General features: G+C 45.9%; 14 protein-coding genes. 7 read left to right on the forward strand and 7 right to left on the reverse strand.

The annotated features are described in order from the left end of the window. Positions 1 to 4 precede the first annotated feature (4 nt). The 4 genes from QMA13_RS28545 to QMA13_RS28560 are packed head-to-tail and all read left to right on the forward strand — an operon-like array spanning position 5 to position 4,969. Entirely contained in the window at positions 5 to 1,789 is a 1,785-nt protein-coding gene (locus QMA13_RS28545) for a cache domain-containing sensor histidine kinase (protein ID WP_282937057.1), read from the forward strand. A gap of 45 nt (positions 1,790 to 1,834) precedes the next feature. Further along, entirely contained in the window at positions 1,835 to 3,451 is a 1,617-nt protein-coding gene (locus tag QMA13_RS28550) for a response regulator transcription factor (protein WP_282937058.1), read from the forward strand. Further along, positions 3,448 to 3,879, forward strand: coding sequence for a hypothetical protein (locus tag QMA13_RS28555; RefSeq protein ID WP_282937059.1), 432 nt, complete (start codon positions 3,448 to 3,450; stop codon positions 3,877 to 3,879). The genes QMA13_RS28550 and QMA13_RS28555 overlap by 4 nt, the downstream gene beginning before the upstream one ends. 13 nt (positions 3,880 to 3,892) lie before the next feature. Further along, positions 3,893 to 4,969, forward strand: a complete 1,077-nt coding sequence (locus QMA13_RS28560; protein ID WP_282937060.1) for a phosphodiester glycosidase family protein — start codon at positions 3,893 to 3,895, stop codon at positions 4,967 to 4,969. A gap of 305 nt (positions 4,970 to 5,274) precedes the next feature. Here QMA13_RS28560 and QMA13_RS28565 read toward each other — a convergent pair whose 3' ends face one another. Further along, entirely contained in the window at positions 5,275 to 5,520 is a 246-nt protein-coding gene (locus QMA13_RS28565; protein ID WP_282943615.1) for an AbrB/MazE/SpoVT family DNA-binding domain-containing protein, read from the reverse strand. 128 nt (positions 5,521 to 5,648) lie between these two features. Further along, positions 5,649 to 6,113, reverse strand: a complete 465-nt coding sequence (gene trmL / locus QMA13_RS28570) for a tRNA (uridine(34)/cytosine(34)/5-carboxymethylaminomethyluridine(34)-2'-O)-methyltransferase TrmL (protein WP_282937061.1) — start codon at positions 6,111 to 6,113, stop codon at positions 5,649 to 5,651. A 152-nt stretch (positions 6,114 to 6,265) separates the two neighbouring features. Here trmL and QMA13_RS28575 point away from each other — a divergent pair, with 152 nt between their 5' ends. Further along, on the forward strand, positions 6,266 to 6,979 hold the full coding sequence (locus QMA13_RS28575; protein ID WP_282937062.1) for a response regulator transcription factor: 714 nt from the start codon (positions 6,266 to 6,268) through the stop codon (positions 6,977 to 6,979). Between the two features lie 202 nt (positions 6,980 to 7,181). Here the strand turns inward: QMA13_RS28575 and serC are convergent, their stop codons facing one another. After that, positions 7,182 to 8,270, reverse strand: coding sequence for a 3-phosphoserine/phosphohydroxythreonine transaminase (gene serC / locus QMA13_RS28580; protein ID WP_282937063.1), 1,089 nt, complete (start codon positions 8,268 to 8,270; stop codon positions 7,182 to 7,184). Between the two features lie 178 nt (positions 8,271 to 8,448). On the opposite strand from serC, the gene thpR reads away from it, so the two are divergent. Next, positions 8,449 to 9,039 (forward strand): RNA 2',3'-cyclic phosphodiesterase, encoded by a 591-nt coding sequence (gene thpR, locus QMA13_RS28585; RefSeq protein WP_282937064.1) that lies wholly within the window; start codon positions 8,449 to 8,451, stop codon positions 9,037 to 9,039. A 71-nt stretch (positions 9,040 to 9,110) separates the two neighbouring features. Here thpR and QMA13_RS28590 read toward each other — a convergent pair whose 3' ends face one another. Next, positions 9,111 to 10,352 carry a DUF1501 domain-containing protein gene (locus tag QMA13_RS28590; RefSeq protein WP_282937065.1) on the reverse strand — a complete coding sequence of 414 codons (1,242 nt, stop codon included), beginning with the start codon at positions 10,350 to 10,352 and terminating at the stop codon, positions 9,111 to 9,113. Between the two features lie 18 nt (positions 10,353 to 10,370). Further along, positions 10,371 to 11,687 (reverse strand): DUF1800 domain-containing protein, encoded by a 1,317-nt coding sequence (locus QMA13_RS28595; protein ID WP_282937066.1) that lies wholly within the window; start codon positions 11,685 to 11,687, stop codon positions 10,371 to 10,373. A 527-nt stretch (positions 11,688 to 12,214) separates the two neighbouring features. Between QMA13_RS28595 and QMA13_RS28600 the strand changes: the two genes are divergently transcribed. Continuing rightward, positions 12,215 to 12,688: a GNAT family N-acetyltransferase gene (locus QMA13_RS28600; RefSeq protein ID WP_282937067.1), complete on the forward strand. Its 474-nt coding sequence runs from the start codon at positions 12,215 to 12,217 to the stop codon at positions 12,686 to 12,688. A 96-nt stretch (positions 12,689 to 12,784) separates the two neighbouring features. Here QMA13_RS28600 and glnA read toward each other — a convergent pair whose 3' ends face one another. Beyond that, positions 12,785 to 14,209, reverse strand: a complete 1,425-nt coding sequence (glnA, locus tag QMA13_RS28605; protein WP_282937068.1) for a type I glutamate--ammonia ligase — start codon at positions 14,207 to 14,209, stop codon at positions 12,785 to 12,787. A gap of 252 nt (positions 14,210 to 14,461) precedes the next feature. Next, a complete protein-coding gene (aroF, locus tag QMA13_RS28610) occupies positions 14,462 to 15,505 on the reverse strand; it encodes a 3-deoxy-7-phosphoheptulonate synthase (protein ID WP_282937069.1) in 1,044 nt (347 codons plus the stop codon). Positions 15,506 to 15,607: the final 102 nt, after the last annotated feature.

The raw sequence follows: 15,607 nt of genomic DNA on the forward strand, positions 1-15,607 counted from the left end.
GTCTATGATCCGTAACAGCATCCGCAATAAGCTGATTATCTTTTTGCTTGCCGCTACCATCATCCCGATCTCTACTTCTATGGTTATTACTTATTTTTTCACGAAGCAGTCGATTTCGGGAGAGACTATCGCTAGCAACTCGAACCTCATCTACCAGGGGAAGACGAATATTATGAACTACCTCAGGGTGATCGAGCAGAGCTCCTTATCGGTGTATAACGACACAACGCTGTACAAAATTATCGAGAGCGGAGATTCGGATTATTTAAGCATCAGCGAAATATCGAGAGGCCTGCAAACCTTGTTTAATTCGGTTAAGGAAATCAGGCAGACGTATTTATTCATCGCCAAAAGCGATCGTTCGTTCTCGATATTGCTGGGGAATCCATTACGCAACGAAGGTGTAAGTGCCAAATACCATCCCGACATGATGAATAGTGAGCTTCGTCTGGAGCCTACTCACCTCATCCATGACTACAAGATGGGAGGCATATTTTACGTTCCTCCGTCGTCCGTTATTACACTTCATCGGTCAATCCGAAACGCTTTGACGCAGCAGGAGCTCGGCATTCTGTCCATCGATTTCAGTGTAGACGTAATTCGATCCATTAGTGATCAGCTATACACACCCGGCCAGGACGAGCTGTACATACTGGATAACAACGGTACGGTTGTATATGGGACAGATCCTGCTACGGTGGGACATGTGCTCCGTGAGGAATGGGTAGATCATCTTCTGGCTATGCCCGATAATAAAGGAAGCTTCGAGTGGAAAAGCAAATCGTTCTCCGGCATACATATTTACGAACGTATGTCGACGCCATACATGAACTGGACCCTAGTGAAACGGATTCCGTACGAAAGCTTGTACAAAAATGCACGTGAGCTTACCAAAATCAACACGCTCATTTTCAGCGTGTTCTTGATTGTTGTTATTTCGGCAACGCTCTATATTTCGTTCCGATTTACAGCGCCGATCAAAAATTTGATCGGATACATTAACAAAATTCAGACCGGCAATATGCAGGTCGATATTCAGGTGAGCAGCAACGATGAGATTGGTATTCTCGCTCGGCGCTTCCGTCTCATGATGCAGACGATCAACAATTTGATATTGAGTGAGTACAAGCTGGATTTAGCCAATAAGACGAATCAGTTGAAGGCGCTGCAGGCGCAGATCAATCCGCATTTTTTGTATAACAGCCTTCAGTCGATAGGGACATTAGCATTGCAGCACCAGGCACCCAAGATTTACACACTGCTGTCATCTTTGGCCAAAATGATGCGCTACAGCATGAACACGAATGAAACCATTGTCCCGCTCAAGCAGGAGCTGGATCATGTCAAATCGTATTTGCAGCTGCAAATGCAGCGTTTTGAAAATGACCTGTCCGTCTCATTCGAAGTGAATGACGATACGCTTGAAATCGAGGTACCTAAGATGATTCTTCAACCGTTGGTTGAAAACTATTTCAAGCATGGCTTCGACCCTCGCGAGAAATCGAACAGCTTGCTTATAGCCGGAAAGATCATGGATGGACGGCAGCTTCAGCTTATTGTGGAAGACAACGGGAGTGGTATAGAAGCAGAGCAGCTCGTCAAGCTGCAAAAGCAGTTGAGTCAGCATCTGAAAGCTGCAGCCGAACCATCGGAAAGCATCGGACTACTGAATGTGAGCGCAAGGCTGCAGCTTTATTTTCAGGGAGCAGCCATGAGCATTGAGGCTTGCAACCCGTCCGGGTTAAAGGTTACGATTACGATTCCATTAGATGCACAAAACCATAGTTAGTTTGGCCTCAGTATCCTACAGGGGCTGTTTAGGAGGAACCACATCATGAAAGCCATCATTGTAGACGACGAGAAGCATGTACGCGAAGCTGTCAAGCTGCTTGTAGATTGGAAGCATTTTGGGATCGATGCTATATTCGAAGCCCAGGACGGCGAAGAAGCGATTGAGATGATTCGGGAGCATCAGCCGCAGCTTATCTTCACGGACATGATGATGCCGGTTAAAAGCGGGCTGGAGCTGCTGGAATGGCTCGCGGCTCATTATACTTGTGGCAAAACGATCGTCATCAGTGGACATGATGATTTTCAATTGGTACGGCATACCGTCAAGCACGGCGGTGTCGATTACATATTGAAGCCTATTGATGCGGAGCAGCTTCATGCAGCAGTTAGTAAAGCATTGGAAAGCTGGACCCGCGAAGAGGATGAGCGCCATCGTCAGCGGCAGAGCAACATCGAGATGAATCAGATTCGACCTGTATATTGGGAGAAGCTGCTCTCCAACCTGGTTGCGGAGCCATCTACTTATGAAGCCACCGCAGCCGCTTTAAGCCAGGAGTTCGGCTTGGACCGCAGCGTGAAGGAGTGCAGGGTAGCCATCATGACCCTGGATACGATGAACGCCGCACTCAAAAAGAAGTTCGATGCGAACTCGGACCTATTATTCTTTTCCATTACGAATATATGTAATGAGATCCTGCGGGATGGCCAACGTGGAGTCGCATATCGCTACTGGAACAGCGAGGGAGAGATTATCCTGCTGCTGTTCGGCTCTAGTGATTCATGGAGAACTATTCTCTCTTCCATTCAACAGGGAATGATGACTGCGCTGCGAAGCAGCTTGGATATCGGTGTCAGCCGTGTCCAGCCTTTCCCTTCCGGTTTGTCTCCCGCTTACAAGGACGCACGTACTGCATTGCGCAGACGCAACCTGCTCTCCAAGGAAAAGCAGGTCTATTTGATGCCGGACCCGCTGCCAACCTCGCAGCCCGTGCTTTCATTCAGCAATTATTCGGAACAGATCCGTCTGGCCGTTCAAAGCGGCAGCGTCGAACAAATCAGCAGAGCGGCGGAAGACTGGTTTACAGCTGTAAGCACGCTCGATGTAATCACCTTGGAGCAGCTTGAGCTATGGTGGAGCGAATACAACGTGATGCGCAGCCGCTGGCTTGTAGAGTGGTTCGGCGAGAAGCCGCCTGCCCTAAAAACATGGCTGAACTCCACTCCATTCACGATCCCATCAGATGAGGCAGGCTCCTTGTCCGTACCGTTATGGAGGGAGCAGCTAACCGAAAGCTTGATTGAGCTATCCAAGCATTTGCTTGAGCATCAGCATCAGGATCAAAACGTCATTTACGAGATTGCAAAGTATATTCAAAACCATTATCATCAGGATATTACGCTTCAAGAGATTGCCAATCATTTCTATTTAAGCCGTGAATATATTTCCCGTAAATTCAAACAAGAGTTTAAAGTCAATTTATCCGATTATCTTAGTGACATTCGTGTTGAGAAAGCGAAGCTTCTCCTGTTAAATCCTCATCTGCGGATTGCTCAGGTCGCCGAGATGGTAGGCTACGATGATGAGAAATATTTCAGTAAAGTGTTTAAAAAGACGGTTGGCCTCTCACCGAACGAGTACAGGAAGGTGAATCAACCATGAATACGCCCATCGAACCTGCTTCCGAGCAGCTTGTGGTGCGAAAAAGCAAGCCAGCTAAAGGAAGAAAAAAAACGTATGTTTTTTTATTTATGGGATGGACGCTGCTGATCGCCCTGGGAGCGCTTGGCGCCAAGCTATATACGGATCATTTGCGGCAGCAAATCGCCGCTGAGATAGCTCAGCAGACTGAGGTACAGCTGCAAGCCGTACAAGAGGACTACCAGAAGCAAATTGCCCAGCTAAAAGATAGCGTCAGCAGCGATCTGACGAAGATGCAAGGAAAAATCGATTCTTTGAACGAACTGCTCGCTTTTACTAAAGATAGCGCCAACAGCAAGACCGACAACAGTAATCAGCTGTATACACAGCTGAATGAAGTGAAGAAAAAACTCGATGAGTTGAAGAAAAACCTGGATGTACTGCAATAAGGAGACCCATGCAATGAATAATCCTATTCAACTTATTAACCGTACCCTTCTATTGGCCTTAGCGCCTTTTATCGGTATTATGATCTTTTTACTTTGTACCCAGTTGTCGGTCCAGCTTCCGGACCTTAAGCGGTTTGCCAAAACGGAGTTCTCGATTCAGACTCAATTGGAAGCATCGGGTCAACAGCTGGACAAGGCCAAAACGGATGCAACTCAAACCAAGTCGACCATTGAGCGTTTTTTTCAGCTCTATGATAAAAGTGCCTCAGACGTCACGGCCATGGTGACGACAGCAGACGCCGCTTCCGCTAAGCCTATGGCCATATTCGACTCACGCATTATGTCCAAGCTCGGCGGGAGTGTCGCCCGACAAACAAGCAGCTCTAATATCGATCTCAAGCTGTATAATTTTAGCGATAAGAACTATAAGGGCTACGCTTTGAAGGTAAATATGAAATCGGATAAAGCGATGAAGATGGTGCTTGGCAAGGATGCGGTAGGCGGCAGCGAGACCACTTTGGATGCGGCACGGCGATACGGCGCTGTAGCCGGCATCAACGCAGGCGGCTTTGCCGATGATAACAAGACCGGCAAACGGTTTCCGCTCAGCACGACCATGTATAACAGCAAGTATGTGTACGGCTTCGAGCCGACCTTTGAGGATCTTGCGTTTATCGGCTTGAGCACAGACCGCAAGCTCATCGGAGGAAGATTCTCGCGTCAGGAGGATCTAGACAAGCTGAAGCCAGCATTCGGTGCTACCTTCGTTCCTGTCCTGCTGCAAAACGGCAAGAAGCAAGCCATTCCGCCTCAATGGCAAAACTCGCCAGCCAGAGCGCCAAGAACCGTAGTCGGCAACTTTAAGAACGATCAACTGTTGTTCTTAGTTACGGACGGTTATGATGAGCGAGGCAATTCTGGCGCTACTCTTGCCGAGCTGCAGGACAAGCTCCTCCAGCTTGGAGTCAAGGATGCCTACAATCTAGATGGCGGAGGCTCTTCCAGCCTGATATATGATGGTCAAATCATTAATCGTCCTTCAGACGGTCGGTTACGGCTTTTGCCGACTCATTTCTTGTTTTTTAAATAAATGTTCACATTTTGGTAATATTTTTTTAGGCAGTGATTGGTTATAATAATGTGCAGGGGGTGCAGCCGATGTCAGCAACATTTTGGATTGTGAACTTAGTATTCTTGATGTTTATTGTAGCTATGTGCACTGCATCTTATAATGATGACAAAACGAAAGGTCTTTAATTAAGACCTTTCTACAGATTCATAATGAGATAATCTTCTTTTTCGGTTTACCGGAAGCTAAGATCGAAAAAAGCATCACATTCCTTGAATCAAGGAATCCGTGATGCTTTCTGCTTTTTTTAACCATCTATTGGGGTACTATTTTAGGACGCTCATTTCAGATAAGCACTCAGCGCAAATATGACGCTCCTTGAACTCGCTAACCTGCTCCATCGAGCTGCAGAATACACACCGCGGCCGATATCTCTCCAAAATAATGTGATCTCCGCTAACTAATATTTCAACAGGGTCCCCTTCATTCATCTGATAACGTTTACGCAGCGATTTCGGAAGTACGATACGGCCCAACTGATCAACTTTTCTAACTACACCTGCCGGTTTCATCATTAATTCACCTCTCTTTCCGCAACAAAAAACAGTATAGCCAAGCCTTAAAACGAACAGAAGCTTGTCTTAATACTATTCGTTGCGTATGTTAAAATTCCTGCCATACCCCCCTTATTTGTTGCAATTTAAGTCAGTCCTGGGAAGCCATTTTGCCGCAAAGCTTCATATAAAATGATCGCAGCCGAATTGGACAAATTCAGCGAACGTACCGCATCCGACATCGGCATACGCATCAAAGTCTCAGGGTGCTCCTCCAAAATTTCCGGTGCCAAACCTTTAGTCTCTTTACCGAAAACAAGAAAGTCCCCGTCCTGAAATGTAAAATCTGTGTAAACTCGACTCGCCTTCGTCGTTGCAAAAAAGAAGCGTCCGTCTTTATATTTATCCTTCACTTCTTGAAATGAATCATGGTATTCAAGCTTCACGGAATGCCAGTAATCCAGCCCAGCCCGTTTTAAAGTTCTGTCGTCTGTATCGAAGCCAAGCGGTCTTACCAGATGCAGCCACGTTCCTGTAGCCGCACAGGTTCTTGAAATGTTGCCTGTATTCGCCGGAATTTCCGGTTCTACCAATACAATATGAAATGCCATAGCTGAATCGTCACCTCGTTTTATTCTGCTTAATTATAGTATACATTCATCATGAGATTTAACATTCGCTTTACCTATCCTTAATATGTGGATGATAGAAGCTTGCAATAATATAACTATCAAGTGCTAACATACAAAAGGAGATTCGAAGGATGAAGAAGAAAATTCTTGTTGTTGACGACGAACCTTCCATTTCGATGCTGATAGAGTTTAACCTGAAGCTGGTAGGCTTCGAGGTGCACTGCGTATATGACGGCGAAGCGGTATTTCAAGCCATTCAACATTTTCGACCCGATGTGATCGTACTGGACCTGATGCTGCCCAAAATGGATGGTATACAAGTGTGCCGCAAGCTGCGCGAACAAAATAACCTGGTTCCTATCATTATGCTGACAGCTATGCAGGACTTGTCCGATAAAATAGCCGGTCTTGATAACGGAGCCGATGATTACATGACTAAACCATTTAGTCCGCAAGAATTGATATCCCGTATACAAGCTATTTTACGCCGTTTACAGACACTGCCGTCTACTGTTGAGAACGCCCCTCTTGCTGTTGGTCAAATCGAGATTCAAGCCGATCAGCGGGAAGTTACCATTCGTGGGCAAGCTATTGAGCTTACGCCCAAAGAATTTGACCTGCTCTTATTCCTTTGCAAGCACCGCGGAAAAGTATTGAGCCGCCAGCAGCTGCTTCACGGCGTATGGGATTATCACTTTCTCGGCGATACCCGAATCGTTGATGTTCATATAAGCCATCTGCGTGATAAAATTGAGCACAATGCGCGAAATCCTGAATACATTGTCACTATTCGGAATGTCGGCTACAAGCTGACCGAACCCGCAATGAAGGAATCCCTCGCTTAATCCGATTTTATTCGTTAAAAATGAGTGCCGCCTTACTTAGGTAGCGGTACTCATTTTTTATTGTCTCTTGATCCGTTGAGCCATAAAATAACCCCACAAAGTGGGGCCTTGGCTTCGAAGCTGATTCAGGTACTTTGCGGGGAGCCCCGAATTTATAAAAAAGACAGTCCCCCTTGTGCAGTAAGGACTGCCGCTTCATCTATTAACCGTTGCGTTTTTGGAAATCGATCATGTAGTCAGCCAATGCTTTGCAAGCTTCGTAAGGTACTGCGTTGTAAGCAGAAGCACGGATACCGCCTACGCTGCGGTGACCTGCCAAACCAACGAAGTTATGCTGCTCGGACTCCTTCACGAATTTCTTCTCAAGCTCTTCATTTGGAAGACGGAACGTGATGTTCATAATCGAACGGCTGTCGGCATCAATGTTGCCGCTGTAGAAGCCACCGCTAGCATCGATGACATCGTATACGAGATTGCTTTTCTCGATGTTATTTTTCTCCATCGCTGCAACGCCGCCATTGTTCTTAACCCATTTCAGCATCAGGTTCACCATGTAGATGGAGTGTACCGGAGGCGTGTTGTAAAGGGAGCTGTTCTTAGCATGCGTTGTATAGCGAAGCATGAAAGGAATGTGCTTCGGTTCTTCCGCCAACAGATCGTCGCGGATAATAGCAACCGTTACGCCCGATGGACCCAAGTTTTTTTGTGCGCCTGCATAGATCATTGCGTATTTGCTTGCATCGATCGGACGGCTCAAAATACCGCTTGTCATATCTCCAATCAAAGGAATGCCGCCTGTTTCCGGAATGTAAGAGAACTGGGAGCCTTCGATCGTATTGTTCGTAGTCATGTGGACATACGCTGAGTTCGGATCAATATGGATGTCTTCTGCCTTCGGCAGGCTTCTCCATTTGCCTTCTTTATTGGATGCTGCAATGACGGCTTCTCCTACTACTTTGCCCTCTTCATAAGCTTTTTCGGAGAAACTGCCGGTGATGATGTAGCTGCCCACTTTACCAGGCTTCAGGAAGTTCAAAGGAATGGTGGCAAACTGCGTGCTTGCTCCGCCGCCCATGAACAATGCTTTATATCCGGATTCAATTCCCAACAGCTCAAGCAGCAAAGCTTGCGTTTCCGCATTGATAGCTTCATACTCTTTACTGCGATGGGAAATTTCCATCAAGGACATGCCAATTCCGTTATACTCTACAAATTGCTCTTGAGCTTGCTGTAATACTTCCAACGGAAGCGCCGCAGGACCCGGGTTAAAATTATACGCTCGTTTTGTCATGGTTTCACACCTTCACCTTGTTATTTACATCAGCATCTTTTGATTTGATATAGGTATGATAGCAAAGTTTGTCCCTATCCATCAAGTAGTTATGCGTATTCTTCACATCATTGATACATATTTCACAAACAGTCGGATAACTTAATTTCATGTAGAAGGATGAAAGGAGACACTTACCATGGAGAAGGATCGATTATTTATTGCTATTCCAATAGAACCGGAGCAACGCTCCATACTGCTGACTGAAATGGAAGCCATCCAGTCTTTGCATTCCTTTAGAAAATGGGTCCATCCTGAGGATTTGCACATTACGCTGAGTTTCTTAGGTGATACCGACCCTGACACTGCAGAAAAAGTAAAAGACACCCTGTCGGCAATTACAGAGCCTGTGCCATCATTTCGTTTGGAGTTAGGGGAACTTGGCACATTCGGCAAGCCGAGCTCTCCCAATATATTGTGGGTGGGCGTGAGCGGCGACATGGAGCCACTGAGGCAGCTGCAAGCTCAAATCGAGCATGCGATGGAACCATTAGGCTTCATGCCGGAAAATCGCCCCTATCGACCTCACATCACCATTGCCAAAAAGAATACTGGTGACGAAGACTTCTCCAAAGCCTTGCTTCCAACACCTGAACGCTCGGAGGAGCGAAGCTCTTCCTCATGGATCGTACGACGTATTGTATTGTTCCGTACCCATATGCACCAACAGCCTATGTACGAGATCCTAGGCACCTTTCCTTTAGACGGGCAGCAAATGGATAATGTGTAAAGCATTCTGCAATAAAAAAAGATTCATTCTCCTAAGAAAATGAATCGGCTCATGAAATGTATCATTATGAATTAAATAAAGGCCAGGTTTTCGTAGGTTCCTTTCAGCACACTCGTGGCGTCACCCTTCAGCCAGTTATTTACCAATGTATAATAAACGGAGCGAAAGTCAACCTCGTACTTCAAGTCTCCATTGTCCAAATTAGTGAGGCTCGGCATAACGCCGTACATTCCGCCCTTTACTTTGCCGCCAAGTACAAACATAGGAGCAGCCGTGCCATGGTCCGTTCCGCCGTTGCCGTTCTCCTTCACTCTTCGACCGAACTCGGAGAAAGCCATCGTGACGACACGGTCCTGCAGGCCCTGTGCTTCCAAATCCTTATAAAATGTCCCCACAGCCTCATCCAACTGCTTCAGCAGCTTCGCATGCTGTTCCTTCTCCTGTGCATGATCGTCGAAGCCACCCAGCTCTACATAAAATACTCGGGTTCCCGACTTACCTGACAGCAGCTTGGATACCAATTGAAGATCGCGAGCGATGTTGGATTTCGGATATTCCAGCTTATTTTGATAGCCGCTGGTCAAGCCATGAATGGCTTCAACGCTCTGGTAAGCGTCTGCCCCTCGTTGGCAGGTTATCTTGATTTGCATGCCTTGTCTACTCGGATCGTACATATCGATAAAGGCTTTGGCCAACCGGTTCTGTTCAGCCTTCGGCGTCTTGGGATCAAACATATTATACGTTTCGACAGTTTGAATAACGGGAACATTGATGCTATCGGAATAGAACGCCTTATTCGCATTGTTCCCGATCTGGAGCGCTTTAAGCGGATTCGCCGATTGGGCTAAAGAGGATTCCACATACCTTGCCAGCCATCCAGATCGAATATATTTTTCCGGCTCTGCAGTTTGCCATATCTCCATTGAACGGAAATGCGAATGATCGGGCTTTGGATATCCCACGCCTTGTATAATGGCGAGCTTACCGTTCTTATACAGCTCATTCAATTGCGCCAGACTAGGATGCAATCCTACTTCATTATTTATAGTGAGCACTTCTTTGTCCGTAATTTTAAGTGTGGGGCGAGCGTCGAAATATCCTCCCATCCCGTAAGGGATGAGTGTATTGATCCCGTCATTGCCTCCGGATAGCTGGATAACGACAAGGACAGGCGCGTCTACATTCTGTTGATCATCATCGGAAGCACTGCTAAGCGGAGATCCATCCTGCGCAAAAATCATCGGACCACCTAACCCGAGAGTAGCCAGCAAAGCCGTACCTTTTAACAAAAAATCCCTTCTTGTCAGCTTCATTATGCTTTCACTCCTCTCTTATTTCATTTGCGCTTCCGGACTTAGCATAATGAGCTGCAGCAGCCCTTTCATTCCCGCAGCTTTTTGCGCGGAATGTATGAACGTCTCGTCGGCATACTTTGACAGCACTTGCGTCGTCTGCTCACCTAGATACCATACCCCAGCATTTTGAGCGTATTGGGTGACCCAATCCTCTGCTGCTGTCGAGGTTTCCAGCTTATAATCTTTACTAGTAAGTAAAGTATTGTTTATACGTTTTGCAACCGATTCAGCGAACTGATAACGCGCAAGAAGGCTTGTGGTCATAAGCCAGGTTGTGCCACCTCTCCAGCCGGCCACATCGGGCGGCAAATACAGCTCTTGTCCCATTTTCCTTGCAGCCTGCGCGAAGCCTTTGGACATAGGGATACGGAATGCTCTCAGAATGCCTACAACGTACTCGACAGGCGTCTTAATTAAGCTGCCTTGATATTCGGTGTTATAAAACATATCGGACAGAAACAGCTTCGACAGCACTTCGCCTACATTATTAGAATGGGCAAAATCTGCTGCCACCTGATTGACCCACTCAGCAGACGGTTCATCGGTAGCAAAAAACTTCAACAGCTTCGTCGCCAAAAAATGAGAAAGTGCGTCCTGCTTGAACAACACGTCAACCGTGCTGCTCTCGTCGAAATTCCCTTTTTCCCCCAAAATCGTCTTCATGCCAGTGTCATGCTGTCCTTTATTGAACTTCAATTCATCCAGCTGCTTATTATACGACCATCCGGTAAAAGCTCGAGCCGCTTCCTTAATGTCCTGCTCCGTATAATTGCCAATCCCCAGTGTGAACAGCTCCATCACTTCACGAGCATAGTTCTCATTAGGCTTGCCCTTCTTGTTATTGTTGGAATCCAAATACAGCATCATAGCCGGGTCTTTGCCGACCTCTAACACCAGATCATGAAAATTGCCCAAGGCATACTTGCGAAAAAGCTCATTTTGCTTAATGATGATAGGAATTTCCTTGACCTTTTGATAGGAGGTTGCGAAATGACCATGCCAAAATAGCGTCATTTTTTCAACTAACGGAGCCTCTGAGGTAACCATGCGATAAAGCCAATACGTTTGCTGATCCCCTATCGAATCGGCCTTCAACTCTTTGCCGTCCGCCTTGATTTGCTCCAACGGCTGAAGCTCGCTGACGGTCCCAGTTAACGATTCTCCCGCGATCAAACGGCGTACCGTCTCCTCCTTGCCTAGCTCTATGCAAGCGCTAACACTTCTTTTGTCTGCATAGAACCCTGAACGGCTCAATAAATGTACAATTTCCTTCTCCATCCATGCTGCACTCATCCATTGCACCACCTATCCCAACTAGGTTTCTTTACTTCCATTATAATGAAGATGTATTACAAAACGGTGACGATTGCAAAAAAATGAATTATGCCGTCTGAAAATTCGCCGAACGGTCCTCTTTGGCTTAAACCCATTCGCTAGTGGATGTCGGATTACGACCGCTGTTGAAGTGGTTGTCCTAGAATCATATTTGCAGCGGTTGGAACACGAACTTCAAAGGCGGACGCTATCGCTTCTCCACCCCACACCCATTCCCTCTTTTGTTCTACTCTGAGCTTGGTGCTGCTTCTTTTTCCTTTTCTTTTCCATAAGAAAAAGACCGCTATTTAAGCGGTCTAAAGATGATCAAGAAACTTATGAAAATTCAAAAGATGTATGCCGTACTAGGTCCCCCGTAAAGGAGTCCGAAAATTCAACTATACCTAACTCAACATCATAACAATCAGTTCAGGATAAGTCTATTATTTTTTCCTAATTAATGCAATAATTTCCAATGTATTATAAAAAAGGAGGTTAATACAGCTATGGATCATGTTAGTGTACAGGTTATCGAGTTAAATGAAGACATCATTCCAGAGGCAATTCTATTGATAGGTCAGCACAAGAACCTAGACTGTTCAAATGAACTACAGCTTTCAGAATGCAAAGAGACGCTGATGAGGCTTCTCCGGTATCCGCATGCCTTCTGCTTATTGGCCACCATCGAAGATGAATATGCCGGATTTTTAACCTATAATTGGGGCTTCTCTACATCGAGGGCATTGCCTATCATGCGGATTCAAGATGTGTATACCGCCCCTCGCTACAGGCGAAGGGGAGCAGCGCATCAACTGCTTCTCCATGCCCGTGCGATAGCTGAGAAGGAAGGCGCTAATCGGATGCAGTTGGAAACCGATCTTAATAACGCAGCAGCTCGACCTTTATATGAGAAGTTAGGCTTTCTCTGGATAGAGCAAAAGATAGTCTACATGTACCCTATGAACGGTTGGCGCTCCTAACGAAAGAGTAAACTGAAACTTCCTGTACAGCAAGAAGGAGAAACAGCCCTCCGGAAACCGGAAGGCTGTTTCTCTATATGAGAGATAGATAAGTTCTTACAGATCGAAGTACAAGGAGTATTCATGCGGATGAATACGGATTGCAACTGCTTTAGCTTCGCTGCGTTTCAAGCCGATGTAGTTATCGATGAAGTCTTTAGTAAACACTCCGCCTTCAGTCAAGAACTCATAGTCAGCTTCCAAAGCGTTAAGAGCTTCATCCAATGTACCAGGTACGCTGCGGATTTCGCCTTTTTCTGCATCAGACAGGTCATAGATGTTTTTATCCAATGGACCATATCCAAGAGCACTTGGATCGATTTTCTTTTTGATACCATCCAAACCAGCCATCAGCATAGCTGCGAATGACAAGTAAGGGTTAGCTGTGGAGTCCGGAGTACGGAACTCGATACGGCAGCCTTTTGGCGTTACAGCAGCAACCGGGATACGAACAGCCGCGGAACGGTTACCTTTGGAGAATACCAGGTTAACTGGTGCTTCATAACCAGGAACCAGACGCTTAAAGGAGTTCGTGGATGGGTTCGTCAAAGCGATCAAAGCTGGTGCATGGTACAAGATACCACCGATGTAATGCAAAGCCATTTCAGACAGGTTAGCATAGCCGCCTTTTTCATAGAAAAGAGGAGTATCGCCATCGAAAATGGATTGGTGAACGTGCATTCCGCTACCGTTATCGCCAAACAATGGCTTAGGCATGAAAGTGGCTACTTTGCCATATTGTCTAGCTGTGTTTTGTACGATATATTTGTATTTCATCAAGTTATCAGCTGTAGTAGTCAATGTGTCAAAACGGAAGTTGATTTCGCCTTGACCTGCAGTTGCAACTTCGTGGTGATGGCGCTCGATGCGAAGACCGGCTTCCATCAACAGACGACACATTTCGCTGCGGATATCCTGTTGAGTATCTGTAGGACCTACTGGTACATAGCCGCCTTTGTGGCCGACTTTAAATCCAAGGTTACCGCCTTCTTCTTTACGGTTGGAGTTCCAGTGAGCTTCTTCGGAATCTACAAAGTAAGAAGATTCGTTTTGTCCGCTTTGGAAACGAACTTCGTCAAAGATGAAGAATTCGGATTCTGGTGCAAAGAATGCTGTTGTTCCAACTCCAGCCGTTTGCAAGTACTCTTCCGCTTTTTGAGCGATGCTGCGCGGGTCACGATCATAGCGCTCGCCATCTGGAGTGTGGATGTTACACATTACGATCAATGTAGGATGAGCTGTGAAAGGATCTACATATACCGTCTCGGTATCAGGAAGCATAACCATGTCAGACTCTTCAATACCTTTAAATCCTGGGATGGAAGATCCGTCGAATGCTACCCCGTTCTCAAATGTAGCTTCATCAACTTCATTAGCTGGCAAGGAAATATGGTGAGCTCTACCGGAAAGATCTACAAAACGAAAATCTACCCACTCGATGCCTTTTTCTTTAAGGATGTTTAATACGTTTTGAACTGACATGAATCGCCAACCTCCTAATTTCCGAACATTCTTCTTGGTTTGTTCGTACATTGTTCAAGTTTTTTATTTATCATGGTGTTATTATAAAACTTTTCATGAATGATCGTCAATACTTATGTCAGGTATTTTTTACGAGTATGTAAGGTATTCTTACACATAACATGGTTTTCGTTCATAAATTCGACAAAAATAGACTTGATCCCCCTTGTAGCAAGGAATCAAGCCTTGTGAATTGTTAACATTCCTGTTAGATTATACGGTTATTTCTTCTTTCTTCGTATCAAATCGTTTGCCACACAGCGGAGCGAGCTTCTCTAAGTCTACCATCAGCTTGGCAAATTGATCCGGGAACAACGATTGTACACCGTCTCCTGTCATCGAATTGTCCGGATCTGTATGCATTTCAACGATCAAACCGTTAGCACCAGCAGCTACGGAAGCTTTGCTCATCGGCTCTACCAGCTCTCTGCGGCCCGTTCCATGACTTGGATCAGAAATAACCGGCAAATGACTCAAAGATTGAAGAACTGGGATTGCAGCCAAATCCAACGTATTTCTCGTGTAAGGTTCGAATGTTCGGATTCCGCGCTCACAGAGCATGACATTCGGGTTACCTCCGGCCAAAATATATTCCGCCGCATTCAGAAACTCATCGTACGTGGAGCTAAACCCTCTCTTCAATAATACTGGTGTCTGAATCGAACCAAGCTTGCGCAGCAAATCAAAGTTTTGCATGTTCCGTGTACCAACCTGCAATATATCCGCGTATTGGGCGCATACATCTACGTACTCAGGGGTCATGACCTCAGTAATAGTAAGAAGTCCGTGCTTCTTGCCCGCTTCGGCCATCATCACCAAGCCTTCTACGCCAACACCTTGAAAGCTGTACGGTCCTGTTCTAGGCTTGAACGCCCCGCCACGTAACACTTGAGCACCTGCCGCTTTGACAAGACGTGCAATCTCATCAATCTGCTCAGGAGACTCTACCGCGCAAGGTCCTCCCATAATAACGAGCTGTTCTCCACCAATCTCAACATCCTTAATTTTAATGACCGTATCATTCGGATGGAAATCGCGGCTCGCCAATTTGTATGATTTTGAAATTTTGACTACCTGCTCTACACCGGATAACTGACGCAGCTGCTCAGCAAGCATTGGATCTGCTTTGCCAATAATGCCTATAACCGTCCGATCCACTCCTTTGGATACATGAGCTTGAACTTCATGCTTTTCGATGTGGCGTACGATTTCTTGAACACGTTCTTCTGTCACTTTATTAGAAATAATAACGATCATAATAACAACACTCCTATTTATATAATGTTAGAATCGTGGATAAGTGATTCCATGAACTAGTACCTATAAAAGCAATTAAAATAGACAAACCACTAACACACT

The sequence above is a fragment of the Paenibacillus sp. RC67 genome (genome assembly GCF_030020805.1).
GTDB lineage: Bacteria > Bacillota > Bacilli > Paenibacillales > NBRC-103111 > Paenibacillus_S.